At 72.1% G+C, this 25,352-nt stretch carries 20 protein-coding genes and 1 pseudogene; 11 read left to right on the forward strand and 10 right to left on the reverse strand.

Translation table 11 applies throughout. The features are described 5' to 3' along the window. The 3 genes and pseudogenes from AC2H6A_RS06515 to boxA all read left to right on the forward strand — a co-directional run. A pseudogene (locus AC2H6A_RS06515) lies at window positions 1-809 on the forward strand (2,3-epoxybenzoyl-CoA dihydrolase); the annotation flags it as partial. 88 nt (window positions 810-897) lie between these two features. Then, window positions 898-2,325 carry a benzoyl-CoA 2,3-epoxidase subunit BoxB gene (boxB, locus tag AC2H6A_RS06520; RefSeq protein WP_484272340.1) on the forward strand — a complete coding sequence of 476 codons (1,428 nt, stop codon included), beginning with the start codon at window positions 898-900 and terminating at the stop codon, window positions 2,323-2,325. Window positions 2,326-2,371: 46 nt separating this feature from the next. Further along, window positions 2,372-3,661 (forward strand): benzoyl-CoA 2,3-epoxidase subunit BoxA, encoded by a 1,290-nt coding sequence (gene boxA, locus AC2H6A_RS06525; protein ID WP_484272341.1) that lies wholly within the window; start codon window positions 2,372-2,374, stop codon window positions 3,659-3,661. Window positions 3,662-3,678: 17 nt separating this feature from the next. Here boxA and AC2H6A_RS06530 read toward each other — a convergent pair whose 3' ends face one another. From AC2H6A_RS06530 to AC2H6A_RS06550, 5 genes are all read right to left on the reverse strand, one after another. After that, the gene (locus AC2H6A_RS06530) at window positions 3,679-5,985 is read right to left on the reverse strand and encodes a CHAT domain-containing protein (RefSeq protein ID WP_484272342.1); all 2,307 of its coding nucleotides are present in this window, start codon (window positions 5,983-5,985) and stop codon (window positions 3,679-3,681) included. A 73-nt stretch (window positions 5,986-6,058) separates the two neighbouring features. Beyond that, on the reverse strand, window positions 6,059-7,279 hold the full coding sequence (locus tag AC2H6A_RS06535; RefSeq protein WP_484272343.1) for a hypothetical protein: 1,221 nt from the start codon (window positions 7,277-7,279) through the stop codon (window positions 6,059-6,061). Window positions 7,280-7,372: 93 nt separating this feature from the next. Beyond that, window positions 7,373-8,128: an OmpA family protein gene (locus AC2H6A_RS06540; protein ID WP_484272344.1), complete on the reverse strand. Its 756-nt coding sequence runs from the start codon at window positions 8,126-8,128 to the stop codon at window positions 7,373-7,375. 4 nt (window positions 8,129-8,132) lie between these two features. Further along, a complete protein-coding gene (locus tag AC2H6A_RS06545) occupies window positions 8,133-8,588 on the reverse strand; it encodes a hypothetical protein (RefSeq protein ID WP_484272345.1) in 456 nt (151 codons plus the stop codon). A 40-nt stretch (window positions 8,589-8,628) separates the two neighbouring features. Continuing rightward, window positions 8,629-10,296: a caspase family protein gene (locus AC2H6A_RS06550; RefSeq protein WP_484272346.1), complete on the reverse strand. Its 1,668-nt coding sequence runs from the start codon at window positions 10,294-10,296 to the stop codon at window positions 8,629-8,631. 224 nt (window positions 10,297-10,520) lie between these two features. Here AC2H6A_RS06550 and AC2H6A_RS06555 point away from each other — a divergent pair, with 224 nt between their 5' ends. Genes AC2H6A_RS06555 through AC2H6A_RS06565 form a run of 3 tightly spaced genes read left to right on the forward strand, consistent with a single transcriptional unit; the run spans window position 10,521 to window position 13,218 of the window. Next, on the forward strand, window positions 10,521-11,504 hold the full coding sequence (locus AC2H6A_RS06555) for a sulfite exporter TauE/SafE family protein (protein WP_484272347.1): 984 nt from the start codon (window positions 10,521-10,523) through the stop codon (window positions 11,502-11,504). Beyond that, entirely contained in the window at window positions 11,501-11,965 is a 465-nt protein-coding gene (locus tag AC2H6A_RS06560) for a hypothetical protein (protein WP_484272348.1), read from the forward strand. Before AC2H6A_RS06555 ends, AC2H6A_RS06560 begins: the two co-directional genes overlap by 4 nt. Window positions 11,966-11,988: 23 nt before the next feature. Then, the gene (locus AC2H6A_RS06565; protein WP_484272349.1) at window positions 11,989-13,218 is read left to right on the forward strand and encodes an EAL domain-containing protein; all 1,230 of its coding nucleotides are present in this window, start codon (window positions 11,989-11,991) and stop codon (window positions 13,216-13,218) included. Here AC2H6A_RS06565 and AC2H6A_RS06570 read toward each other — a convergent pair. Continuing rightward, complete coding sequence (locus tag AC2H6A_RS06570) at window positions 13,215-14,903, reverse strand: ATP-binding domain-containing protein (RefSeq protein ID WP_484272350.1); 1,689 nt, start codon at window positions 14,901-14,903, stop codon at window positions 13,215-13,217. The genes AC2H6A_RS06565 and AC2H6A_RS06570 overlap by 4 nt on opposite strands. Window positions 14,904-14,909: 6 nt before the next feature. Continuing rightward, entirely contained in the window at window positions 14,910-15,890 is a 981-nt protein-coding gene (senB, locus tag AC2H6A_RS06575; RefSeq protein ID WP_484272351.1) for a selenoneine biosynthesis selenosugar synthase SenB, read from the reverse strand. Here senB and senA point away from each other — a divergent pair. Genes senA through AC2H6A_RS06590 form a run of 3 tightly spaced genes read left to right on the forward strand, consistent with a single transcriptional unit; the run spans window position 15,885 to window position 18,271 of the window. Beyond that, on the forward strand, window positions 15,885-17,129 hold the full coding sequence (gene senA / locus AC2H6A_RS06580; protein WP_484272352.1) for a selenoneine synthase SenA: 1,245 nt from the start codon (window positions 15,885-15,887) through the stop codon (window positions 17,127-17,129). The two genes, senB and senA, sit on opposite strands and share 6 nt — an antisense overlap. 20 nt (window positions 17,130-17,149) lie before the next feature. Continuing rightward, window positions 17,150-17,533 carry a thioredoxin family protein gene (locus AC2H6A_RS06585; protein WP_484272353.1) on the forward strand — a complete coding sequence of 128 codons (384 nt, stop codon included), beginning with the start codon at window positions 17,150-17,152 and terminating at the stop codon, window positions 17,531-17,533. Window positions 17,534-17,542: 9 nt separating this feature from the next. Beyond that, on the forward strand, window positions 17,543-18,271 hold the full coding sequence (locus AC2H6A_RS06590) for a cytochrome c biogenesis CcdA family protein (protein ID WP_484272354.1): 729 nt from the start codon (window positions 17,543-17,545) through the stop codon (window positions 18,269-18,271). Between the two features lie 32 nt (window positions 18,272-18,303). Here the strand turns inward: AC2H6A_RS06590 and egtD are convergent, their stop codons facing one another. After that, the gene (egtD, locus tag AC2H6A_RS06595; RefSeq protein ID WP_484272355.1) at window positions 18,304-19,266 is read right to left on the reverse strand and encodes an L-histidine N(alpha)-methyltransferase; all 963 of its coding nucleotides are present in this window, start codon (window positions 19,264-19,266) and stop codon (window positions 18,304-18,306) included. A gap of 101 nt (window positions 19,267-19,367) precedes the next feature. On the opposite strand from egtD, the gene AC2H6A_RS06600 reads away from it, so the two are divergent. Beyond that, window positions 19,368-20,660 carry an ATP-grasp domain-containing protein gene (locus tag AC2H6A_RS06600; RefSeq protein WP_484272356.1) on the forward strand — a complete coding sequence of 431 codons (1,293 nt, stop codon included), beginning with the start codon at window positions 19,368-19,370 and terminating at the stop codon, window positions 20,658-20,660. Here the strand turns inward: AC2H6A_RS06600 and AC2H6A_RS06605 are convergent. Continuing rightward, window positions 20,542-23,280 carry a glycosyltransferase family 2 protein gene (locus AC2H6A_RS06605; protein WP_484272357.1) on the reverse strand — a complete coding sequence of 913 codons (2,739 nt, stop codon included), beginning with the start codon at window positions 23,278-23,280 and terminating at the stop codon, window positions 20,542-20,544. The genes AC2H6A_RS06600 and AC2H6A_RS06605 overlap by 119 nt on opposite strands. Before the next feature lie 272 nt (window positions 23,281-23,552). Here AC2H6A_RS06605 and AC2H6A_RS06610 point away from each other — a divergent pair, with 272 nt between their 5' ends. Next, window positions 23,553-24,983, forward strand: coding sequence for a glycoside hydrolase family 17 protein (locus AC2H6A_RS06610; RefSeq protein ID WP_484272358.1), 1,431 nt, complete (start codon window positions 23,553-23,555; stop codon window positions 24,981-24,983). A 39-nt stretch (window positions 24,984-25,022) separates the two neighbouring features. On the opposite strand, the gene AC2H6A_RS06615 is transcribed toward AC2H6A_RS06610, so the two are convergent. Beyond that, the coding region (locus AC2H6A_RS06615) for a hypothetical protein (protein WP_484272359.1) at window positions 25,023-25,352 on the reverse strand (330 nt) is incomplete at its 5' end.

Below are 25,352 nucleotides of genomic sequence, written 5' to 3' on the forward strand. Positions count from 1 at the left end.
GCCCGCAGCCCACCGACATCGCAGGCATCGAGGCCGCGGGCGCGGCCTGGTACCCGCTGGCGATGGCGCGCGAACTCGATGACGCCATTCTCGAGATGCGCACCAACGAGCTCGACATCGGCACCTGGCTGATCCGCACCGAGGGCGATCCGGCCGCGGTCCTGGCCATGGACGCCACGCTGGTGGCGCATCGCGACCACTGGCTGGTGCGCGAGACCATCGGCCTGCTGCGCCGCACCCTGGCCCGGCTCGATGTCTCGTCGCGCAGCCTGTTCGCGCTCATCGACCAGGGCATCTGCTTCGCCGGCACGCTGCTCGAGCTGGCGCTGGCCTGCGACCGCAGCTACCAGCTTGCGCTGCCCGACAGCCCCGAGGCCGCACCGACGATCACGGTGTCGGATGCCAACTTCGGCCTGTACCCCATGGTCACCGGCCAGAGCCGCCTGCAGCGCCGCTTCTACGACGAGCAACCGGCGCTCGACGCGGTGCGCGCCGCCGCCGGCCGTCCGCTCGATGGCGCCGCCGCCTTCGCGCTCGGCCTGATCACCAGCCAGCCGGATGACATCGACTGGGCCGACGAGATCCGGATCGCGGTCGAGGAGCGGGTGGCCATGTCGCCCGACGCGCTCACCGGCATGGAAGCCAACCTGCGCTTCAACGGCCCCGAGAACCTCTTCACCCGCGTCTTCGGCCGCCTCACCGCCTGGCAGAACTGGATCTTCCAGCGTCCCAACGCGGTTGGCGAGAAGGGCGCGCTGAAGGTCTACGGCAAGGGCGACAAGGCCGCCTTCGACTGGAACCGGGTCTGAGGCGCGCGCGCCCAGACCAGCCCTCCGATACCTGCGCTCCCGGCAAACCCGCTGGCCGGTGGCGCATCCGAACCCCCCAGGAGCACCCATGTCCGCGATCAACTACACCGACAAGATCCCCAACAACGTCAACCTCGCCGAGGACCGCACCCTGCAGCGTGCCCTGGAGCAGTGGCAGCCGAACTACCTGAACTGGTGGAACGACATGGGCCCCGACGGCAGCCAGGACTTCGATGTCTACCTGCGCACCGCGGTGAGCGTCGACCCGCAGGGCTGGGCGCAGTTCGGCCATGTGAAGATGCCCGATTACCGCTGGGGCATCTTCCTGAATCCGGCCGAGAAGGACCGTCGCATCCATTTCGGTGACCATCTCGGCGAGGCCGCCTGGCAGGATGTGCCCGGCGAGTATCGCGCCAACCTGCGCCGCATCATCGTCACCCAGGGCGACACCGAGCCGGCATCGGTGGAGCAGCAGCGCCATCTTGGCCTGACCGCGCCCAGCCAGTACGACCTGCGCAACCTCTTCCAGGTCAATGTCGAGGAAGGCCGGCATCTCTGGGCCATGGTCTACCTGCTGCACAAGTACTTCGGCCGCGACGGGCGCGAGGAGGGCGAGGCGCTGCTCGAGCGGCGCAGCGGCGAGCAGGACAACCCGCGCATCCTGCAGGCCTTCAACGAGAAGACGCCCGACTGGCTGAGCTTCTTCATGTTCACCTACTTCACCGACCGCGATGGCAAGTTCCAGCTCTGCGCGCTGGCCGAGAGCGCCTTCGATCCCCTGGCCCGCACCACGAAGTTCATGCTCACCGAAGAGGCGCACCACATGTTCGTGGGCGAGTCGGGCGTGAGCCGGGTCATCCAGCGCACCTGCCAGGTGATGAACGCGCTCAAGACCGACGATCCGCGCAAGCTGCGCGAGGCCGGCGTGATCGACCTGCCCACCCTGCAGCGTTACCTGAACTTCCACTTCAGCGTGACCATCGACCTTTTCGGCGCCGACGAGTCGAGCAACGCCGCCACCTTCTACAGCACCGGCCTGAAGGGCCGCTACGAGGAGGGCAAGCGCAACGACGACCATCAGCTGCGCGGCAACAGCTACACCGTGCTCGGCGTGCAGGGCGGCCAGCTGATCGAGCGCGAGGTGCCGATGCTCAATGCGCTCAACGAGGTGCTGCGTGACGACTACATCCGCGACAGCATCGGCGGCGTCGAGCGCTGGAACCGGGTGATCGAGAAAGCCGGCATTCCGTTCCGGCTGAAGGCCCCGCACAAGGCCTTCCACCGCAACATCGGTTCGCTCTCGGGCGTGAAGGTGTCGCCCGAGGGGCGGGTGGTGAGCGAGGCCGAGTGGGCGGCGCGGGTCGATGACTGGCTGCCCTCCGAGACCGATCGCGCCTTCGTCGCCAGCCTGATGGGCCGTGTGGTCGAGCCGGGCAAGTTCGCCAACTGGATCGCGCCGCCGGCGGTGGGCATCAACCGCCAGCCCGCCGATTTCGAGTACATCCGGTTCGCCTGATCCGGCTCGCATCCCATCGACGATCCACCGCTTCCGGAGACACGCCATGAACGCCGTCGACGATCCCGTGATCCGGCAGCACCTGATCGATCCCGAGATCTGCATCCGCTGCAACACCTGCGAATCGATCTGTCCGGTGGGTGCGATCACCCATGACTCGCGCAACTATGTGGTCGATGCCGAGAAGTGCAACCAGTGCCTCGACTGCATCTCGCCGTGTCCCACCGGATCGATCGACAACTGGCGCGCGGTGCCGCGGGCGCGGGCCTACCGGATCGAGGAGCAACTGGGCTGGGACGCGCTGCCGGCCGAGCTCAGCCCCGAGCAGCTCGGCGGCCTGGCAGCGGCTGACAACGACGCCGCGCCGGCGCAGCCCGATCCCCTGCTGGCGTCTGCGGCCGAGCCGCGGATCGATGCCCGGCCGGCATTCACCGCAGCCCGCTATGGTTCGGTCCTGCCGCCCTGGTCGGCGGCCCACCCGTTCACCAACCTCTACGGACCCAAGGCGGCGCGCCGCTCGATCAGCGCCACTGTGACCGGCAACTTCCGCGTGACCGCGATCGGGCGCGATTACGACACCCACCACATCGTGCTCGACTTCGGCGCCATGCCTTTCCCGGTGCTCGAGGGTCAGTCGATCGGCATCCTGCCACCCGGGCTCGACGACCAGGGGCGCCCGCATCACCCCCGACAGTATTCGGTGGCCAGCCCGCGCAACGGCGAGCGTCCCGGCTACAACAACCTGTCGCTCACGGTGAAGCGGGTGCTCAAGGACCATCAGGGCCGGCCGGTGCGCGGCGTGGCCAGCAATTACCTCTGCGATCTCAAGGTGGGCGACAGCGTCGAGGTGATCGGGCCCTTTGGCGCCAGCTTCCTGATGCCCAATCATCCGCGCTCGAACATCGTCATGATCTGCACCGGCACCGGCAGCGCGCCGATGCGCGCGATGACCGAGTGGCGGCGCCGGCTGCGCGCCTCCGGCCGTTTCGAGGGTGGCCGGCTGATGCTCTTCTTCGGCGCGCGCACGGCCGCCGAGCTGCCGTACTTCGGTCCGCTGCAGAACCTGCCCCGCGACTTCATCGACATCGAGTTCGCGTTCTCCCGCGAGCCGGGCGGTCAGCGCCGTTATGTGCAGGATGCGATCCGCGATCGAGCCGCCGAGCTCGCGCCCCTGCTGGCCAACCCGGACACCTGCGTCTATGTCTGCGGCCTGAAGGCCATGGAGGAGGGTGTGCTGCTGGCCCTGCGTGATGTCGCTGTCCAGGCCGGCATGGTCTGGGACACGCTCGCCCTGGGGCTGCGCGAACAGGGACGGCTGCACCTCGAGACCTACTAGCCGGCGCGGCGGCCTGCTCAGTCGCCGGCGCCGGTGAGCCCGAAAGCCGCCCAGAAGAAGGGATCGGGGAAGTCCTTGCGCAGGGCGAGCTGCGCCTCGCGCAGCGCCTGCCGACGGCTGGTGCCGGCCAGCAGCCGCTGGTAGAAGGACTTCATCAGCTGGGCGGTAGCGTCGTCATCCACCTCCCAGAGGCTGGCCACGATGTTGCGGCTGCCCGCGTAGAGAAAGCCGCGCGCCAGGCCGAGCACATCGTCGCCGCGCAGCACGCTGCCCAGGCCGGTCTCGCAGGCCGAGAGCGTGACCAGATCGGCCGACAGGCGCAGGCCGTAGATCTCGCGCACGGTGAGCGAGCCGTCGTTGCTGCCATCGGGGGCCAGCAGCAGACGGGAGTCGAGCGCGCTGTCGGCCTTGTACTGGCCATGCGAGGCGACATGCAGCAGCGTGAAGTCGCCCGCGATCCGCTTGAAGTTGCTCTCGGTGGCTTTCTCGCGGGTGAGCAGCACGCTGCCCGGCACCGCCGCTGCAATGGCGCGTGCCTCGTCCTCGGCGCTGGGCAGATCGAGCGCGCTGTTGCCGACATCGGGGTTGCCCAGGATCAGCAGGCTGGGCGGCCGGCGCTCGGCGCGCGGGGCGAGGTACTTGAGCACGCTGCTGGCCGGCAGCAGTCGCAGGCTTCGCCGGGCGACCAGCGGATCGTCGGGCGGGCCCAGCGCGGCGAAGGGCAGGTAGTGGAGCGCGCCGTGCGGCACGATCAGCAGATCGGCGTTGCCGATGACCGCCGCAAAGGGCTGGATCAGGGCGGCGTGCAGCCGGGCTGCCAGCTCGCGCACCTGCGGCTTGCGTTCCTGGATGAGGATGCGGAACTCGCGTACCTCCTGTTCCAGCCGCGGTGACTCGATCGGCAGCAGCAGGGTCTGCTCGCGACTGACCGCCAGACCGTAGTAGGTGCTGCCGATGGCGTAGAACTGGAGCAGCGCCTCGTTGGGCGCCAGCCGTGCGCGCAGTTCATCCAGCGACAAGGCATCGACCGTCACGAGCGAGGCGAGGTCGGCATGGGCGCTGCGCAGCGCGCCGGCCGCGGCGCTCAGCTCGCCGCGGGTGCGGCTCGCACTGCGCACGCCCATGTCGAGCGGCACCTGGGCGGCAGCCTCGGCCTGGCGCTGCTGGTAGCGCTCGAGCAGCGCCTGGGCCTCGCGGCTGCGCGCCACCGGCACCGGACGGCCGTCACGCGCGGCGAGCAGGTCGATCAGCGCCCGCGATTTGCCCCGCTCCATGAACTCGAAGGCTGCCTCCGGCTGCCCGAGCCGATGCGCGACGCGCACTGCCGCCGCGTAGAGCGACTGCTTGTCGCCCACGAAGCCGATCTTGGTCGCCTCGGTATCGATCGAGGCGCGCTGGCTCTCCACCGCGTCGATGGCCTGGCGCAGGAAGCCCAGGGCCTGCGGCAACTGGCCGGCCTGTTCGGCGATGCGGGCGCGGTCGTTGAGCAGCAGCCAGTGGATGCCGCCGTTTTCGGCCACCTGCGGGATGGCCAGCAGCCGGTCGAAGCCCTGACGGGCCTGCTCCACCTGACCGGTCTCGAGCAGGGCCTTGTTGAGCATGTAGGCGCGCGGCAGCTGTGCCCAGACCCAGTTGTTGGTGCCGGTGAGAAAGCTGCCGCTGACCAGACGGTCGAGGAAGACCGAGACCGTGAAGGCGCGATTGCCCTGGATGGCCTCGATCACCCCGGGATGGTCCTTGAGCGCCATGCGCACCCGGGCAAGACACATCGCCCTGGCGTTGGCATAGTCGCTCATCGGGCCGATCTTCAGCGCCCGGATGTCGGCCTCGGCCTTGCGCGCCTGGACAAGGTTGCCGCTGAAGGCATGGGCGATGCCCAGGGCGGTGAACGCGTTGCAGACCATGTCGAGGTCATCGCTGTCATCGTCCTTCAGCCAGCGGCTGGCAGCCTCGGCGTGGCGCACCGCCTCGGGGTACTGGGCGAGGTCGATCGCCGCCTCGGCGCGCATCAGGTGCAGCGAGGGGGTGGCGTCATTCAGGCCGAACAGCCGGGTGCGGCGATCGCCGGCGCGGATCTTCTGCTCGAGCTGATCGAGGCAGGTCTGCAGCTTCGCGTAGCGCCTGGTCTGCGAGTACGCGAAGCACAGCGCGTGCTGGTCGGCCGTCTTCAGCGGATGGCGGGCGGCGTGTTCCTCGATGAGGGTCTCGAGCAGATCGAAGCGCCCGCTGGCGGCGTAGCGCACCTGATCGGAGCCGAGGTCGGCGTGTGCCGCACCGGTCAACCCGGCGAGCGCCAGCAGCACCGTGGCCAGAACGCGTCGCACCGGCACCGCCGCCCTCGCGCGATCAGGCCGGCGGTGATGGCTCATGTGCCCGGCGCGACCCGGTGGTCCGGGATCAGAACCAGAAGCCGATGTTGGCGGTGGCGCCGCGCAGGTTCGGACCGCGGGTGAGGGTGATCCCGCCGCGGAACGCGCTGCGCGCGTCGAGCGCGCTCTTGCTGGTGCCCAGGGTGATGCCGAGTTCCTGGAAGTTGTCGATGAGGGGCTTCTCGGAGCCGATGTACCGGGTGTCGATCAGCGAATACTCGGCAGTGAGCTTGCGCCCCAGCGTCACCGGCTGCGAGATCATGATGCCGTTGCGGGTGGCCACGTAGCGCAGGCCGGGGCTGGCCGAGTAGTCGCCCACCGACACCTTCCCGGTGCTGTAGTACCCGATCATGTTGCCCAGGACCAGATCGAAGCCCTTCATCGGGATGACGTAGTTGCTGGAGAGCGAGCCCGAGTACAGGAACGAGGCGGTGGCCCGGTCGACCGAGGCCACCACCGAGGCCCGGCCGGCGGGCGTGATGGTCCAGCGGTCATTCATCGGCAGCCGGTAGGCGATGCCCAGGCCGGTCTGCACGGTCTTGGTGCTGCCGAGTTCGAGCAGGGTGATCGGAAGGCTGAAGCTGAGCTGGCGCCTCGGATCGATGTCGTTGCGGATGGTGTAGGACAGCGGCAGCGTGGTGGTCCTGATGCCGTCGTTCACGCCGCTCAGCCGGAACTGGCCGTACTGCAGGGCGGCACTGAGCAGGTTGTTGCCGGCGGCGCCACTGCTGGCCGGCCCCGACACCGCCGTGGGGGAGTTGTTGAAGCTGTTGCCGAAATCGGCCGCGATGGTGAGCGGCACCAGGCCGCCCGGCCCGGCGATCGGGCTGGTGGCCGAGTTCCTGGCCTGGTAGTTCATGACCTTGCCGATCACGCCCTCTTTCTTGAGGTAGTTCTCGAGCAGATCCTCGCTCTCGTCCCGGGTGGCACCGGTGAAGGTGCCCGAGATGCCGAGCTGCGGAAAGCTGTACGACAGGGTCTTGGAGTTGGCCGCATACGACAGGGTCATGGCCACATCGTTGAAGCGCGCCGTGGCCGTGGCCGCCGACGTGGCGGTGTAGTTGATGTTGCTCAGGCTGATGTTCGAGACGGCATCGAGGAAGGACTTGGAGTTCCAGTCGCAGATCAGCGTCCCGGCACTGCCGCTCACCGTGGCCTGGAAGGCATAGGACTTGTCGCAGGTCTGGGCTGCGGCGGGCAGCGCGGCGAGCAGGGTCAGGGTGAGGCTGAGCGGTCGGGCAAATGCCATGTCGGGTTCTCCGGGTGGCTACGGTTGAATGTCAGCGAAGGATGCTGGCGTCTGGCGAGGTGCGGGTCATCACGCGAATGAGGTAGCGGTTTCTCAGTTGACGACCACCACGCTCACCCGGCGGTTCTGTTCCGAGAGCGGATTGGCAGGATCGGAGAGCTCGCGAAAACCCTTGCCCTCGGCCGCCAGCCGCGCGGCGTCGACCCCGCGCGATCCGAGATAGCGCACGACCGTTTCGGCCCGCCGTCGAGACAGCAGCTCGTTGGCCAGCGCAGAGCCCTTGGCGTCGGTGTGGCCCTCGATGCGAAAGCGCAGGTCGCGGGCACGCTCGTGCTGCATCACCATCGCGAGGCGGTCGAGCAGCGGGCGGCTGCGGTCCTGGATGCGGTCCGAGCCAAGGTCGAAATAGATGGTGAGGTCGATCTTCAGCGGGGCCTCGGCAGGGGCGGCGATCGGTGACGGACCGGGCGCCGGCGCGGTCACAGGCACGGGTGCAGGGGTGGCCGCAGGGGCGGCCACCGGCACCACGGTATGCACCGGCGCGGCCACCGGCACGGCCGGCAACGCGGCCGGCGGGCTGGGGGGGGCGGGTTGTGCGGGAACGGCCAGCGGCGTGGCGGCGGGCGGCGGCTGGACCTGCACCGGCACCAGGTTGCGCATGCCCCGGGTACGCCCCGTGGGGGCAAGCTGCTCGAGCATCTGGTCTACCGACAGCGACTCGCGGTTGGGCGTGGCGCTGGCGGGGGTTGCCGGGGCAGCCGTGGTCTGGGCGAGCACAGGGCCGATGGCGAGCAGCGGGCTGGCGATGCCGATCAGGCAGGCTAGGGCGATGGCGGGGCGGTTGCTCATGACCTTACTCGATGACGAACTGGACGAGCCGCTCGCCGACCCGGCCGAGCGAGTCCTCGATCTCGATCAGCAGCCGGTGGGCGCCCTTGGGCAGTCGGGCCTCGGAGACATCGATGCCTTCGGCAGTGACCTTCGATGCCGCGGTGATGCGGTTGGTGATGTCGAGCTTGAGCGAGCCGTACTTCACGCGAAAGGACTCGGGGTTGATGGTGGCCGGCTGGGTGGGCTCGAAGCGCACCAGGATGCGGGTGGGGGAACTCACCGTGGCGCTGGCGGTGAGCGCGGGCGCCACCAGGTTGATGCGCGGCGCATTCGGGGCCGGCACTGCCTTCATGGCGAAGGGCTCGGGCGCGGCGCGGTCGGCGGCCGCCTCCTGGTCGCTGACCAGCCATTGCGCCCGGGCAGTGGCATGGAGGCTGGCCAGAAGGAAGCAGAGGCACAGGGCTCGGATGGCGGTCATGGCGTTGTTCGTTGGGCAGAGGTTGCGGGAGCGGGCGGGCCTAACGGACTTCCTCGATCCGCAGCAGGCGGGCCGCGAAGGCCTCCGACCCGCCGGTGAGACCCTGTCCGGTGAACAGGTCGATCAGGGCGCCGCGGCCATTGAGGGTGTTCAGCGCGGAACTGAAGGTGGGCAATGCACCCGCCTGACCGCGCGTGAGGGCGCTCAGCTCGCGGGGTGAATCGGACACCAGCACCAGCAGGTTGTTCACACCCGGCGGGCCCTTGGCCGTGATCGCCCATTCCGGCCGCGGCAGGTTCAGCGGCTTGTCGGCCTGGATGCGGTTGTTGCGATCGAGGCCATTGGGGAACAGCACGTAGAAGCTCTCGCGATCGCTGCCGATCAGCACCAGGTAGACATGGCCATCGTGGCTGGACTTCACCCGCAGTTCGAGGGGGTCCTTGCCGATCCGCAGCGCGCTGCGGCTCAGGGTGACCTCGAGCTTGCGGCGGGGGTTCTGCTGGGCTTCGATCTCGCGCAGGGTGGCCAGCGCTGCGGCGCCCGGATCGGCCGGCGCTGCGGGCGGCGGCGGCGGCGGTGGTGGTGGTGGCGGTGATGCCGCGGGCGGCGGCGTTGCAGGGGCAAGGGCCACCGGTGCCGGGGCGGGCGAGGGCGCCGGTGCGGCAACCGGCGCCGCAGCAGGACCGACAGCCACCGGTGCGGGTGGCTTCGGCGTGGCCGGTGCCGGAAGCGGCGCGGGGCTGATCGCCACCGGTGCGGCAGCCGCCAGCGCCAGGGGCGGTCGGCTGGGCGCCGGCACGAGGTTGCGGTTGCCGGTCACGGTGATGTGGTGCGGCTGCAGCGACGGGAAGGGCGCGAGCCGCTGCTCGACGAAGGACTGTGCGCACTGTTCGATCTCGCGGATGGAGACCGCGCCCGAGGCATCGAGGTCGCGCGCCGCGCCGAGCAGACAGTCGCGCACGCCCTGGGTGGCGAGTCCGCCGCGGTTCGGGTCGTCGAAGCTCACCTCGTCGGCCCGGGCCGAGGTGATCTGCACGAAGTTCTCGCTCAGGGCGCCCAGTCGGGAGGCTTCGGCCAGCAGGCTGCGGGTACGCACATTGGCCGGACGGCTGCACACCTCGTTGTCCGAGGCGCCCTTGATGAAGAACTTCGGGGTGAGTTCCAGGGTGACCGGATCGGCGCTGCCCAGGGAGCGGGTGCGGTTGCGGCTCACCGAGACGCCGTCGGAATGGCAGGCGTCGAAGAACATCATCACCTTGTCGGCGGTCTCGCTCACCCGGCGGGTGCGCTGCGCGATCTCCTCGTTGGTGATGGTGCCCTGGTCATAGGCGAGCAGCCCCTCCTTGCAGCCGTTGACCTGGGGATCGAACCAGCGGGTGCCGTGCCCCGAGAAGTAGACGAAGACCCGCCCGCCTTCGCCTACCGTGGTTGCCAGGCGGTCGAGCGCCGCGAGGATGTTCGGCTTGGTGGCCTCGGCATCGCGCAGCACGGTGATCCGTGAATCGGGGATGCCCATGGCCGTCGCGATCTGTCGGGCGCTGCCGACATCGAAGCTCACGCCGCGCAGCGCCGGGACATCGGGCGATGCGTAGGTGGACACGCCCACGATCAGGGCGCTGCGGTTGGATTGGGGCGGGGTCTGCGCCGAGGCGGACAGGCACAGGCCCGTCAGGGCGACCGCCGCCGCGAGGCGTCGCAGGATGGGCATCGCTGGCTCGAATTCGGGGTGAACGGATTGAGCCTGATCATCCCCCGAGTCGCTTCGGCGAGCAACTGCTGCGGCGCAACCGTGGTGCCGGGCGTCCGGCTTGGGCCCGCGTCCGGCGGGCGGGCATTCCGGGCGGCGCTGCGCCGCGGCCCGGCCGCCGCGGCCGCTGTGGCATGCTTGGCCGCATCGTGACCGTCTTCCCGAGCGGGCGTCCTGCCGGATCCGTGCCCAGCCTGCCGAGCGCGCGTCGCCAGGGCGGGCCGCCGGCGCGTCTCAGGCGGGTGCTGCCGGCAGCCGCGCTGATCCTCGGCGCCCTGTCGGTCGCGGCGTCGCCGGCCCTGGCGGGCATGCCGGCGGAAGCGGCCTTGCCGGCGGCGGCTCCGCCCTGGTGGATCTGGTCGCTGGGCGTGTTCCTGGTCAGCGTGCTGATCGGCCTGGTGGCGGTGCCGGCCGGCGTGGGCGGCGGCGTGCTGTTCGTGCCCATCGTGGGCGGCTTCTTCCCCTTCCATCTCGATTTCGTCCGCGGCGCCGGGCTGCTGGTCGCGCTCACCAGTGCGCTGGTGTCGGGGCCGACGCTGTTGCGCCAGGGCCTGGCCAGCCTGCGTCTGGCGCTCCCGCTGGCGCTCGCCGTGTCGATCGGGTCGATCGCCGGGGCGCGCACCGGCCTGCGCCTGCCCGAATCCCTGGCGCAGACCCTGCTCGGCCTGGTCATCCTGGGCATCACGGTGCTGATGTGGCGCGTCGACCCGTCCCGCCAGGCGGCGCCTGAGGCCGACCCGCTGGCGGCTGCCCTGGGCATCGGCGGGCGTCGGTTCGACCCGGCCGCGTCGGCAGCCGACTGGACCGTCGCGCGGCTGGTGCCGGGCTGGCTGGTCTTCATGCTGATCGGATTCGTGGCCGGCATGTTCGGACTCGGTGCGGGCTGGGCCAACGTGCCGGTGCTCAGCCTGATGATGGGCGTGCCGCTCAAGGTGGCGGCCGGCACCAGCGGGCTGGTGCTCTCGATGACCTCGCCGGCGGCGCTGGTCTACCTGGGCCATGGCGCGATGCTGCCCCCGGTGGCCGTGCCGGCCGTGCTCGGCGTGACCGTGGGCGCGACGGCCGGGGTGCGGCTGCTGCGTCGCCTGCCCGCACAGGCCCTGCGCCGGCTGGTGCTGGCCGTGCTGCTGCTGGCCGGTCTCAGGGCGCTGATCCGGGGGCTGGCGTGAGCCTGCCTCCGCCCGCCGGCCCGCGCGATCGGTCTGCCGATCCGGTCGACGCCCACGGGCGCGAGCAAGACGCCCGGGTGCATGCCCGCGTCCTGCAGTGGGCCGCGGGCTTGTGTCTGATGCTGCTCACCCTGGCCTTCGCCCTCTACGCCGCCGGCATCGCTCCGGGCCTGGTGCCCGGCGGGCAGTTGCCGGCCCACTGGCAGCAGTCCTCGGCCCACTGGCGTGCGCTGATGGTCCAGACAGCCGCCGGGGACGCCGCCTTCTCGGGGATGCGGCTCGTCGCCGGCAGTGGCGATCTGCTGTGCCTGATGGTCATGCTCGGTCTTTGCCTGGCCTCGCTGCCGGCCCTTGTCGTGCTGCTCGCCCGGTTGCTGCGCCGTCGGGATTGGCCGCTGGCCGCCTTCGCCGCGCTTAACATCGGGGTGATGGCGCTGGCGCTGGTCGCCGCCCTCGCCTGACCGACCCACCCGCCCGACACCCGATGATCCCCGTCCCCGCCGAGTTCAGTCGCGAATCCTTCGAGGCCGGCGTCACCGTCATCGAATCGGGTGCGCCGGGCGATTGCGCCTACCTGATCGAGTCCGGCTGCTGCGAGGTGCTGGTGCCGGCCGATGGCGGCCTGCGCCGCATCGATGTGCTCTCGCGCGATGACCTGTTCGGCGAGATGGCCCTGCTCGACAATCTGCCGCGCACCGCCACCATCCGGACGCTGGTGCCCACCGTGCTGGTGCGCATCGAGCGGCGCTATGTGCAGTCGCTGCTCGAGCAGACCGATCCGGTGATCCAGTACCTCATGCGCCTGCTGCTCTACCGGTTTCGCAGCGAGCGGGCGGCGGCCTCGGCGCAGGCCTCGGCCGTGGCGGCGCCCTCCTGGATGCAGCGCCCCGATCGTCAGCCGGCCTTCGATCCGCATGCCGCTGCGCTGCGCACCATCTGGCTGGCGCGTGACCTCACCCAGGCGATCGAGGGCGGGCAACTCGAGCTGCACTATCAGCCGGTCATCGCGCTGCACAGCGGCGCCGTGGCCGGTGTCGAGGCGCTGGTGCGCTGGCGCCATCCCACGCTGGGGCTGGTGGCGCCCGACGAGTTCATCCCGCTGGCCGAGCGCACCCGGGTGATCCACCGCGTGGGGCGCTGGGTGATCCGGCGGGCGCTCGACGACTGGCCGCGCGTGCGTGCCCTCTGCGACGCGGCCATGCCCCCTTTCCTGTGCATCAACCTCTCGGCACCGGAACTCTCCGAGCCCGACATCGTCGAGTTCATCGGCGGCGCCCTGGCCGAGCGGGCGCTCGATGGCGCCGAACTGCGGGTGGAACTGACCGAGACGGTGGTGATCGCCAGCCTGCAGAGCGTGGCCCGGGTGGCCGAGGCGCTGCGTGCGATCGGCGTGGGCATCGCACTCGACGACTTCGGCACCGGCTACTCGGGGCTCAGCTACCTGCAGGACCTGCCCTTCACCACCCTGAAGATCGACCGCAGCTTCGTCGGTCGCATGCTCGGCGCGCCGCGCAGCCTGCACATCGTGAAGTCGGCGCTGGCGCTGGCCGCGCCTCTCGGGCTGAGCACCGTGGCCGAGGGCATCGAGGACGCGGCCGCGGCGCAGTTGCTGCGCGAGCTCGGCTGCACCTTCGGGCAGGGCTATCTGTACGCGGCTCCGATGGGCGTCACGGCCCTGCAGGCCTGGCAGCGCGAGCGCGGCAGGACCACCTAGCGCGTGTCCCAGCCGCGCTGCGCGAGCCGTTCGCGCAGCAGCGTGCCGGCTCGCGCCGAGGTGACCAGCACCGCATGCAGCCGCGCGCGGCTCAGGGCCACGAACAGCCGCCGGCACGCCGCCTCGTCGAGGATCTCGAAGTCGATCTCGGTGATCACCACCGCGTCGGCGGCCTGGCCCTTGAAGCGGAAGAGCGAGTCGGCGAGCAGTTCACCGTCCGTGAAGCGCGCCTGCCCCTGGTCATCGTAGCCAGCGGGCTTGCGCAGCCGCAGGCCGGCGAGGCTGGTCGGCCCGTCTGGCCGGAGCAGTCGGCTGCGGGCCAGGCCGTGGTAGCTCAGCACCACGGTGCGGGCGGGCTGGTGGCCCTGGTCGAGCAGCTCGCGCACCGCCTCGGCCGTGACGGCGACGGGATCGGCGTCCTGGTCATGCTCCAGCCAGTGCGGATCGAAGCCATCGAATGCGCCGCCGGCCTGCAAGGGCGCCGGTGTCAGGCCGAGCGCATTGATGAAGTCGACCAGCCGGCGCGGCGAGCGGTAATTGACCGGGCTGCGCAGCACCGGCCAGCCGGGCAGCGGCACCGCGGGGCGAGGGTAGAGGGTCTGATCGGGGTCTTCCAGCCAGAGCACGCGGCTGTTCGGGCCGGCCAGTCGCAGCAGCGCCTCCACCCAGGCCGGGGCGAAGTCCTGGCCCTCGTCGATCACCAGGGTGTCGAACAGGCCGCCCAGTTGCCCGCTGAGCGCGATGAAACCCTCGGCCAGCGCCTCGAAGGCGCCGGGCGCGGTGAAGTCGGGCACCGGCATGCCGGCCTGCGACATGGCTGCGTGGGCGAACTCATGGAAGGTGACCACCGTTGCGCTGGCCGGTGCGGCCTGCTTCATGGCATCGGCCAGCGGACGGTTGAAGCACAGGTAGAGCGCCGGACCGCCCCAGCGGTGCGCCTCGCGCAGCTCGGCCAGCGCGAGCTGGGTCTTGCCCGACCCGGCGGTGCCCTGCACCCGCAGCCGCCAGGGCGACAGGCTCAGGCGCTGCGCCCAGGTGGCCAGCCCCTCGGACAGGCGGGTGCTCAGCTCGCGCGCCGAGCGGCCGAGCACGCCGATGCTCGGTGCGGCGCAGACCTGCTGGGCGAGGAAGTCGTGCACATCGAGAGCGGTGGGCGCCTCGGGACCCGAGGGCGGCGAGGCGGCCTCGATCAGCGCGGTGACGATGCCGATCAGCTGCGCGTCACGGTCGGCGTCGATCACCCGGGCGGGATCGATGCCCGAGGGCGTGGCGCCGGCGAGGCGCGCCTGCGGCAGATAGAGCAGGTGATCGAGGGTGAGGCGCTGGCCGGGGTGGCGTCGGGTGTATTCGCCGCGCAGGCCGTTGAGGTTGCGGCTGAGCTGGCTGATCACCCGGCTGGGGTCGGCCTGGTCGCGATAGCGCGCGAACAGCTCGCCGTTGCGCACCCACACCGCGGCGAGCTTCTGCTCGATGGCCAGCAGGCGCCCCTCGCGGTCGGCGACGATGAAGTCGATCTCGCCGTAGACCGAGCCGCCGGCACCGCTGCGCGCCCAGTGGGTGCCGTGGTAGACGGTGAAGGCGTCGGACAGTCCGTCGCGCAGCCGCAGGAGGGTATCGCGCTCGGCCTGGCGGCCGGCGTCGTGCGTGACGGGCAGGTCGATCTCGGAGGGTACGAGCCGGGCCATGGGTGTTCAGCCCGGCCGTGCAGGGGCGGCGGCCGGCAGCAGCCCGGCGAGCAGGTCGAGCAGCGAGCGCGATTCGGCCTCGGGGCTGAAGCGGGGGGAGCGGGCCACGCTGCGTTCGGTGAGCATGCGCAGCCAGTCGGGCTCGTCGCGGGCGCGCTCGAGCAGGGCGGCCAGTGCGGCGTCGTCGCCCGGTTCGAACAGCGCGGGATGGTCCTCGCCGAGCAGGCCGAGGTTGCCGTCGATGCGCGAGGCGATCACCGGTGTGCCGCTGCGCATGGCTTCGATCACCACATGCGCGCCGCCCTCCATGCGGCTGGCGTGCACCAGCACGTGGGCGGCCTGGATGCGTCGGCGCGTGGCCTCGTGCGGCCGCTCGCCCAGCCAGCGGTAGCCGATGCCGGCGGCATCGAGCGCGGCGGCCTGCGCGCCCAGGTCGGCGTCGAGCGGCGCGCCGACATGGTCGAGCCGGATGTCGGCGCGCCCGGCCAGGCGGCGAGCCGCCCGCAGGTAGGTGAGCGGGTCTTTTTCGTCGCGCAGGTGGCCCACCATCAGCGCCCGCAGGTGACGCCCGCTGCGGGCCAGCGGCTGCCGCTCGCCGCAGGATTGCAGCACGGTGACGGCGCGCGCCTGCGCGTCCGCCGGCAGTCGGCGTGCGCCCAGCGTGTTGAGCACCACCAGGCGGTCGGCGTCAGCCACCCAGGCGCGGGCCTCGGGGTGGGTGTCGATGTCGCGATACAGATCGGTGCCGGTCAGCGCCAGCACCAGGGGGCGCCCCGGCGCGCGCTGCCGCCAGGCCTGCATCGAGGGCGCCGAACGGCGGGCGTGCAGCGCGATCATGCAGTCCTGCGCGCCGCCTTCCCAGCGGTCGGTGAGGTCGATGCGATAAGCTCGGCCAAGCAGGCGCGCCCAGCGCCGCGCGGTCTGCCAGTTGCCGTTGTTCGCGGCGGCCAGCGCCGGGGTCACGATGACGATGGATGAGCGATGCACCAGGCAAGTGTAAGCGGGGGCGTGGCTGACGCGGTACCGGCCGAGGATCCGGCCCGGGCCGCGCGGCTGGGCGGTCCGCGCGCGCTCGCCCAGGCCATGGCCCAGGCCCGCGCCGATACCCTGGCCACCTTCGCCGCCTGGGAGCAGGCGCTGCCCGATCTGGTGGTGCCGCCGCGCGCGGGCCTGAATCCGCCGGGCTGGGAGCTTGGCCATGTCGGCTGGTTCCAGACCCACTGGCTGGCCCGCAATCCGCAGCGCCATCGGGGCTGCGAGGCCGATCCCGCAGCGGTGGCCGCGGCCGCCGATGACGCGCTCTACGACTCCAGCCGGGTGCCGCACGCCCAGCGCTGGTCCTTGCCGGTGCCGGGTCCGGCGGTGCTGCGCCGGCAGCTCGCCGACCAGCTCGAGCACTCGCTCGCGCTGCTGGCCGCGCTGCCCGACGATGCCGATGACGCCGCGCTCTACTTCTTTCGCCTCGCCCTGCTGCACGAGGACATGCACCACGAGGCCGCGCTCTACATGGCCCGCGCGGTGGGCGTGCCGATCACCGATCCGCGCTGGCGGGCCCGCCCGCTGACCGCGACCGCCGCGCCGCTGCGACTGCCGGCCGGGCGCTGGCGGCTGGGCAGCGACCCTGCCCGCGGCTTCGCCTTCGACAACGAGCTGGCGGCGCACGACATCGCCTTGCCGGCGATCGAGATCGACGCCAGCGCGCGCACCTGGGCCGATTACCTGCCGTTCATCGAGGACGGCGGCTACCAGGATCTGCGCTGGTGGGATGCGCCCGGCCAGCACTGGCTGCAGGCCAGTGGCGCGTGCGCCCCGCGTTACCTGCGTCGCGAGGGCGCCGTCTGGCAGCACTGGCTGCATGGCCGCTGGCAGGCGCTCGACCTGCGTGAGGCGGCCAGCCACCTCAGTGCCCACGAGGCGCGGGCCTGGTGCCGCTGGGCCGGCCGCTGCCTGCCCAGCGAGGCGCAGTGGGAACGGGCCGCACTCACCGGCGGGTCGGCCTTCCGCTGGGGCGATGTCTGGGAGTGGACCGCCAGCCCCTTCGCCCCCTTCGCGGGCTTTCGCGCCCATCCCTACCGGGACTATTCCGAACCTTTCTTCGACGGCCGTCCGGTGCTGCGCGGCGGCTCCTGCCTCACCCAGCCGCGGCTGCGTCATCCCCGCTATCGCAACTACTTTTCCCCCGACCGGTCCGATGTGCCGGCAGGATTCCGCTCCTGCGTGCAGTGACCTCCCTCAGAAAGATGCCCATGAACACCCTGATCCGATGCCTCTTCGCTGCCGTGCTGTCGCTTGCCGCCGGCCTCGCCCAGGCCCTCACCATCCAGGCCTACACGCCGGCTGCGCTCAGCGCCGCGCAGCAGGCTGGCAAGCCGGTGGCGGTGCTGTTCCATGCCGACTGGTGCCCGACCTGCAAGCAGCAGGAGCGCGTCTTCGAGCGCATGAAGACCGAGCAGGGACTGGATGTCCTGCTGCTGGTGGCCGACTACGACAAGGAGAAGGACCTGCGCAAGGCGATGAATGTGCGGGTGCAGTCCACCCTGGTGGTGTTCCGCGGCGCGGCCGAGAAGTCGCGTCTGGGTGGCGACACCGATCCCGACAAGCTGCGCGCCGCCCTGCGCGCGGCGCTCTGAGCCGGCATCGTGGCGCTCACCCTGCCGCAACTCGGCCTGAGTCTGGCTGCGGGCAGCCTCACCACGCTCAGTCCCTGCGTGTTCCCGCTGCTGCCGCTGGTGCTGGGCGGCGCGCTGCAGGCCAATCGTTTCGCCCCGGTGGCGCTGGGCGTGGGCATGGCCGCCTCGTTTGCCGGCATCGGCATGCTGGTGGGCGCGGCCGGCCCGGCACTCGGCCTGGATGGTGATCTGGTCCGCGTGGCCGGCGCCTGGCTGCTGGTGGTCTTCGCGGTGGTGATGCTGGTGCCCGCGTGGAGCGAGCGCTTCACCACCTGGATGATGCCGCTGGCCAGCGGCGCCAACGCCGCGTCCTCGCGACTGTCGGGCGGCTCGCTGGGCAGCGCGCTGCTGCTCGGCGCGGTGCTCGGCCTGGTCTGGAGCCCGTGCTCGGGCCCGCTGCTCGCGTCGGCGCTCACCCTGGTGGCGAGCGAGGGTGGCGTGGCGCGCGGCGGCATCGTGCTCGGCCTGTTCGGGGTGGGCGCGGCCATCCCGCTGGTGGCGGTGGCCTACGCGTCGCGCGCCGGCTTCACCCGCGCCCGCGGCTGGGTGCTCGCCCGCATCGGCGTCATCAAGACGGTGTTCGCCGTGCTGCTCGGCCTGATGGGCCTGGCCATCCTCACCGGCGCCGACAAGTGGATCGAGGCGCGGGTGAACGCGCTGCTCCCGGAGGGCTGGGTGGGCCTGACGGTGATGTTCTGATGCACGGCGGCGTCTGCCGCCCGCACGCCGCGTCAGCCGGCGGCCAGGAACACGCCGAACCAGTCCTGCGGATCGGTCCAGTGGCGCACCCGGCTGAAGCCGGCCTCGCGCAGCAGCGCGATGAAGTCGGCCGGTGCCCACTTGCAGGAGTACTCGGTGTGGATGCGCTCGCCGGCCGCAAAGCGCCGCTCGCCGCCGGGCCAGCGCACGACCAGGGCCTCGCGCGCCTCGAGGTGCATCTCGATGCGCGTGGCTGCGGGGTCGTAGAAGGCCACATGCCGCCACTGGCGCACGGAGAAGTCCGCGCCGAGCAACCGGTTGAGATGACGCAGCAGGTTCAGGTTGAAGGCGGCGGTCACCCCCAGGGCATCGTCGTAGGCGGCATCGAGTACCGCGGCCGGCTTGATCAGATCGGCACCGATCAGCAGGGCGCCGCCGGCCGCCGCCGCGCGGGCCTCGCGCAGCAGCCGCAGTGCCGCCGCCGGCAGGAAGTTGCCGATGCTCGAGCCGGGGTAGAACACCAGCGACGGGCCGCCGAGGAGCTCGGCCGGCAGCGCCAGCCGGCAGGAGAAATCGGTGCCCACGCCGGTCATCGCCAGCTCGGGGTGCTGCCGCTGCAGGTTCTCGAGCGCGTCGCGCAGGAAGGCGGCCGAGATGTCGAGCGCGAGATACCGGCCGGGGCGCAGCAGGCCGAACAGGCTGGCCGCCTTGGCGCAGTTGCCGGCGCCCAGGTCCACCAGCGTGGGCGCCGCGCCGGTCTCGGCGAGCGCAGCCTGGGCGATGGCCGGGCCGTGCGCGGCGAAGATCGCCGCCTCGGTGCGGGTGGGGTAGTACTCGGGGGTCTCGGTGATTGCCTCGTACAGGCGCGAGCCCAGGCTGTCGTAGAAGAACTTGGGTGCGACCTGCGCGCGCGGCGCGTTCAGCCCCGCGATCGCCTCCGCGGCCTGGGCGCGGTCGTCGAGCCGGTCGAGCTGGATGAAGGCGGGGGTTCGCATGGGGCGGCCGACTATAGCAGTGCGGTCTCGCCCGAGCATGTCGGTGCGTCGTGGCCGCGCGGCGTGCCCGGCTCGCGGCACATGGCCGGGGCAGGGTTCCGGTGACGGCTGCCCGCCGTCTGGGCTGGTTCTTCGCCCACGACTGGGACGGGCAGGCCTTGCGGCGGCTGGGCGCCGCGCCCTCGGGCCTGCGCTTCGACACGGCGGGCTTCGACCTGCTGGCCGTTCACGGCGGCCTGCGCCTGCTGCTGCACGACCACGAGCGCTTCGCCGAGGCCCAGGCGGCACGCGGCCGGCGCCTGGGCTGGGCGGGCGTGCTCTCGCACCACGAGCAGCTCGGCGCGCTGGCAGCAGCGCTGGTGGCCGAGCGGCTGCGCCTGCCCGGCGCCTCGCCCGAGTCGTTGCTCGCGGCCCAGCACAAGGTGCATGCCCGCCAGGTGCTGGCGCAGGTGGCGCCCGAGGCCAATCTCGCCTGGCAGCCGGTCACGCTGCGCCGTCATCAGACACCGCCCGAGGACATCGCCTATCCCTGCTTCGCCAAGCCGGTGAAGGGCGCGTTCTCGGTGCTGGCCCGCGAGGTGCCCGACCGCGCGGCGCTCGCCGCCATGCTGCGCTTCGGGCCGCTGGAGGGCTGGCTGGCCGATCGGCTGGTGGCACCCTTCGAGCGCATCTGCCGGGCGCGGCTGCCGCAGGCCGGCAGCGCGCACCGGCTGCTGCTCGAGGAGCCGGTGCCGCTGCGGGTGCCGCAGCACAATCTCGATGGCTGGGTGGGCGCCGGCGAGGTGCATGCCCTGGGCGTGGTCGATGCGATCACCTATCCCGGCACGCGGTCCTTCCTGCGCTGGGAGTATCCCAGCCGGCTGCCGGCGGCGGTGCAGGCCCGGGCCCTGGGTGTGGCGCGGCGCTTTCTCGGCGCGATCGGTTTTCGCACCGGGCTGTTCAACCTCGAGTTCTTCTTCGACCCCGCCACCGATCGCCTGAGCGTGATCGAGTGCAACCCGCGGCTGGCCTCGCAGTTCGGTGACCTCTACCGGCGCGTGGACGGCATCGATCCGCATGCCATGGCGGTGGCGCTGGCGCTCGACGAGGATCCGCGCGCGCTGCCGCGCGCGGCGCCGGTGGCCGGGGTGGCGGCAAGCCTCGTCTATCGCGCCTTCGATCCGGCCGCCGTGCCACCGCCACCCGATGCCGCGCGCCGCGCCGCCTTTGCACGGACTTTTCCGGACGGGCTGCTGCTGCCCATGCCCAAGCGCGGTGCCGCGCTGGCGCGCGATTTCAGGTGGGCCGGCGATCACCGCTACGGAATCGTTCACCTCGGAGCGACCGACCGGGCGCAGCTGGCGCAACGGGCGGCGCAGGCCAGCGCGCTGCTGGGATGGCGCTTCGACTGGTGAGCATGGCGCGCGGGCGAGCGCCCAGGCGCGCGCAGGCCAGGGCGGCCAGATAGGGCAGGCACTGCAGTCCGAGCAGCAGCATCCAGCCATCATGGCGCCGGCCGCTGTCGAGCGTGTCGGCCAGCAGGCCGAGCAGGCAGGCCAGCAGACCGGCGAGCAGCATGCGCTCCTCGCGCACGCCGCGATCCGGGCTGCGTCGTTCGGCGCCGGTGGTTGCCTTGCGGGTGACCTCGAACACGCCGCGTTGTCCGACCAGCCCGGCGATCACGCCGGTGGCGATGGCATGCGACAGGCCCAGGCCGACCAGCGCGGCGCCGGCGGTGTCGGCCGGCGTGCAACCCACCCGGCGGTGGTAGAGCAGGGGCGCGAGCAGCACACGCACGCCCAGCACCGCGGCCAGGGGCAGGGCGAACAGCAGCAGTGGCGGCCCCACCCAGGTCGGGGCGGCGAGCACGCCCACGGCGCAGGCCATCGCCGCGAGCGTCAGCCCGAGATTGATCGCATCACCGATCCATGGCAGCCAGCCGGCGAGAAAGTGATAGCGCTGGCCAGCGGTGAGCGGCGAGCGGCCGAGCAGCGCGTCACGGTGCCGGCGCAGGATCTGCATCGCGCCCTGCGCCCAGCGCCGCCGCTGACGCCGACAGGCCTCGAAGTCCTGCGGCACCAGACCGTCGCCGAGCACCGAGTCGACATAGACCAGGCGCGCGCCCTGCCGCAGCAGCCGCAGGCCCAGTTCGCTGTCCTCGCACAGGCTCTCGCCCGACCAGCCGCCGGCCTCGCGCAGCGCGCTCGCCCGCACCAGGGTCATGGTGCCGTGCTGGATGATCGCGTTGCGTTCGTGGCGGTGGTGCATGCCCACGCGGAAGAAGCCCTCGTACTCCCAGTTCATCATCCGCTGCAGCGGCTGCCCGGCCCAGTCGCGGTGGGCCTGCGGCGACTGCACCACCGCGCAGGCCGGATCGCCGAAATGCCCGGCCAGGGCGGCGAGCCAGCGCGGGCTCACCTGGTAGTCGGCATCGACCACGCCGATCCAGGCGGCGCGCGTGTCGGTGCGGGCCAGCGCCACATTCAGTGCACCGGCCTTGAAGCCCGGCCAGCGCGGCAGGCGGATGAAGCGCACTGCCGGCGCGCCCGCCGGCCGTTCGCGGCGCAGCCGCTCGACATGCGCACGCACCGGCCGCCAGCAGGCCGGATCGCGGGTGTTGTTGTCGACCACGATCACCTCGAAGGCCGGCCAGTCGAGCGCCATGAGGCTGTCGAGGGTGGCGATCACCATGGCCGGCGGCTCGTTGCAGCAGGCCAGGTGGATGCTCACGAAGGCGGCGGGCTCGCCCGCGCGCAGGGGCTGCTCGCGCGCCGTGCGGCGCAGGCTTCCCGGCCAGAAGGTCTCGGCGAACTCGAAGAGCTGGCCCAGGCCGATGAGTGCGCTGATGCCCATGACCAGGGCGAGCGGCACCCACAGCGCGAGCTCGCGCGGGCCCGGGTACTGCGCGAGCAGTGCCGACACGGCCAGCACCGCGAAGGCGGCGCTGGCCTGCACCCCGACGGCCAGGCAGATCCGGCCCGGCAGCCGCAGGCGCCGCGTGGCGATCAGCACCGGCAGCATCAGCGCAAGGCCCAGTGCCGCCGAAAGCAGCGCCTCGCCGCGCCAGCCCGGCCTGGCCTCGACCGGACCGCGCAGCGCGAACTTGGGCTGCCGGTCGGCATCGAGCAGACCCCAGTGCGGACCCACGCTGCCCTCCAGCGCCCGCTTCCAGGGCTGGTCGATGGCCTCCATCAGGTGGTAGTCCAGGCCCATACCCGCCGCGCGGGCGGTGAACTCGCGCACGAAGACCGCCTGCGCGGCGGGCGAGGGCAGGGCGGCACCGCGCCGCTCGCCGGCCGAGGGCCAGCCAACCTCGCCGATCACCACGGGCTTGCCCGGGAAGCGCGCCTGCACCTGGGCGAGGCGCTGCAGCGCCACGGCCACCGCGCGATCGGCGGGCACGCCTTCCCAGTAGGGCAGCAGGTGCACGGTGATGAAGTCGACATGGGCGGCGAGCTCGGGCTGCGCGAGCCAGATATGCCAGGGCTCGGCGGTGGAGACCGGCTGGTCGATGCTGGCGCGCACCCGGTCGAGCTGACGGCGCAGCTGGGCCGGCGGCAGACTGCGCCGCAGCTGGGTCTCGTTGCCGACGATCACCCGCTCCACGGCCGTGTGGCGGCGCGCGGTGCGCAGCGCCGCGGCGATCTCGCGCTCATCGGCCTGCGGGTCGCCGTCGAGCCAGGCACCGAGCGTGACGCGCAGCCCGTGCCGCTGGGCGATGGCGGGCAGTGCCTCCAGCCCCTGCGCACCATAGGTGCGCACCCGCCGGGTGAGATGCGACAGCGTGAGCATGTCGGCGGCCAGGCCGGCCGGCTCCGCAGGTCGGCCGTCTCGGGCATCATCCCAGCGGTGCTGCGGGCTGTAGGCCACGCCGGCCAGGGGCACCGGCGCGCCGGGCGCATCGGGCGCGCTGAGCGGCCGGTTCAGGCCCGCCCATGCCGCCAGGCTCAGCAGCGCCACCAGCAGCGCGATGCCGGCGGCCCGAGCCAGCGCGGGCAGCCAGGCGCCCAGCATTCGCCCGCGGGCGATCTTCACGAGAGGCAATCCGGACCGAACATGGCGCGAATCGTGCCCGAAACATGCCGCGGCGTCTGAGAGTGCGGTCGCTGCCGTGGGGAATGTCGCGCGCGGCCCTGGCGCTGGCCTTGCCGTCGGCGACGCTCCTGCTCCTGCTCGGCTGGCTTCTGGGACAGGTCCTGCCGCAGCCGGTCGAACCCCTGTCCGGCACCGCGGCAGTCCCGTCGACCCGGGAGGCGCCGACCGCGCCCACGACGGCTCCGGCCGAGGGCGCGTCACGCCTGCCCTGCGTGTCCTACGCGCCCTTCCGTCGCCCGGGTCACACCCCCTTCGACCCCGACCTGCGGGTCAGCCCGGCGCAGATCGAGGCCGACCTGCGCCTGCTCGCCACGGTCACCGGCTGCGTGCGCACCTACGGGGTATCGCAGGGCCTGGAGGCGGTGCCGGCAATCGCCCGACGGGTCGGCCTGCGGGTGCTGCTCGGCGCCTGGATCGGCAGCAACCCGGTCGACGATGATCGCGAGCTCGCTCATGCGATCGCCCTGGCCCGCGAGCATGCCGATGTGATCGATCTGCTGCTGGTGGGCAACGAGGTGCTGCTGCGCGGCGAGCGTACGCCAGCCTCGCTGGTGGCCCTGCTCGATCGGGCTCGGCGCGAGCAGCCGGTGCCGGTGGCCTACGCCGATGTCTGGGCCTACTGGCTGCGGCACGCCGAGGCGCTGCGCGGTCATGTCGATGTGGCCGCGGTGCATGTGCTGCCGTACTGGGACGATGAGCCGGTGGCCATCGCGCACGCGGTGGACCATGTGGCGCAGACCCTGGCGGCGATGCGCACGGCGCTGGCGCCGCTGCCGGTGTTCATCGCCGAGACCGGCTGGCCGGCGGCGGGCCGTCAGCGCGGACCGGCTGCACCCGGCGCCCTGGCGCAGAACCAGCTGGTGCGCGGGCTTGTGCAGGCCCGCATCGACTGGGGATGGCAGCCCGGCTGGAACCTGATCGAGGGCTTCGACCAGCCCTGGAAGCGGGCGCTGGAGGGTGCCATGGGCGGCTACTGGGGCGTGTTCACCGCGGCTGGCGATCGCCGGGTGATTGCGGATGGCCCGGTGGTGCCCGACCCGGCGGCGGCGTGGGGCCTGCTCGCGGCCCTGGCCGGTGCGCTGTCTGGCGCGCTGGTTGCAGGCAGGCTGGGGGCAGCCCGCCTGCCGCTGGCGATCGCTGGCGCGCTGATCGCGGCCCTTGCCCAGCAGCAGATCGCGTCGCTCGCGTTGTGGAGCCTGGGGCCCGGGCAGACGGCGCTCGGTGCGCTGGCGGCAGTGCCCGCCCTGATCTGCGCGCTGCTGGCGGCGCTGCAGCTGGCGCGCGCCGTCGCCGCTGCGGGCCCTTGGCTCGACCGTGCCCACGCGCTTGCCCTGGCGCTCTGCCTGCTGCTGGTGCTGCAAGTGCTGGTCGACGGCCGCTACCGGCCCCTGCTCTGGCCGATGTTCGGCGCGCCGGCGGTGCTGATGCCCGCCCTGTGGCTGGCCGGTCGCCTGCCGCCGCCTCGCCCGGACGCCCTCGGCGGCTCACTGCGGATCGCGCTGGCCGTGGCTCTGGCGACGGCCGCCCTCGCCCTGCTCTGGCAGGAGGGTCTGGTCAACCACCAGGCCTGGCTCGCCGCGCTGGCCTGCCTGGGCCTCGCCCTGCCCGCGGTTCACGGCGCCGGACGCCAGACCACCACCTGATCGACCGCGTAGCGTGCGCAGGGCGCCCGCTCGCCCGCATCAGCGTGACACCGTCCCCGCCTGCGCCGACGGCGCCGGCAGACCGCTGCCGAAGGCGCGCAGCATCATCGCGGTGAGGTCGTGCAGCCCGCCCAGCGCCGGGCCGCCGGGTTCCATGCCCGGCCGGAAGCCCTGCGCGGTGAAGCGGGCCAGCAGCGCCGGGTCGCGCGAGATCACATGCACCGGCACCCGCCAGGATGCGCCCTCCCCGGTGACGCTGGCCGCCGGCTGGTGGTCGCCCACCAGCACATGGATCGATTCTCTCGGCTCGGGCCGGGCCAGCCAGGCGCCCAGCCAGCGGTAGGCGTAGCTCACGCTGCGCAGGTAGTC

It is taken from the genome of Quisquiliibacterium sp., from assembly GCF_982640115.1.

Coding starts and splice junctions, on each gene's coding strand:
- boxB (WP_484272340.1), top strand. CDS start 898: ATGTCCGCGATCAACTACACCGACAAGATCCCCAACAACGTCAACCTC.
- boxA (WP_484272341.1), top strand. CDS start 2,372: ATGAACGCCGTCGACGATCCCGTGATCCGGCAGCACCTGATCGATCCC.
- AC2H6A_RS06535 (WP_484272343.1), bottom strand. CDS start 7,279: ATGGCATTTGCCCGACCGCTCAGCCTCACCCTGACCCTGCTCGCCGCG.
- AC2H6A_RS06540 (WP_484272344.1), bottom strand. CDS start 8,128: ATGAGCAACCGCCCCGCCATCGCCCTAGCCTGCCTGATCGGCATCGCC.
- AC2H6A_RS06545 (WP_484272345.1), bottom strand. CDS start 8,588: ATGACCGCCATCCGAGCCCTGTGCCTCTGCTTCCTTCTGGCCAGCCTC.
- AC2H6A_RS06550 (WP_484272346.1), bottom strand. CDS start 10,296: ATGCCCATCCTGCGACGCCTCGCGGCGGCGGTCGCCCTGACGGGCCTG.
- AC2H6A_RS06565 (WP_484272349.1), top strand. CDS start 11,989: ATGATCCCCGTCCCCGCCGAGTTCAGTCGCGAATCCTTCGAGGCCGGC.
- AC2H6A_RS06570 (WP_484272350.1), bottom strand. CDS start 14,903: ATGGCCCGGCTCGTACCCTCCGAGATCGACCTGCCCGTCACGCACGAC.
- senA (WP_484272352.1), top strand. CDS start 15,885: ATGCACCAGGCAAGTGTAAGCGGGGGCGTGGCTGACGCGGTACCGGCC.
- AC2H6A_RS06585 (WP_484272353.1), top strand. CDS start 17,150: ATGAACACCCTGATCCGATGCCTCTTCGCTGCCGTGCTGTCGCTTGCC.
- egtD (WP_484272355.1), bottom strand. CDS start 19,266: ATGCGAACCCCCGCCTTCATCCAGCTCGACCGGCTCGACGACCGCGCC.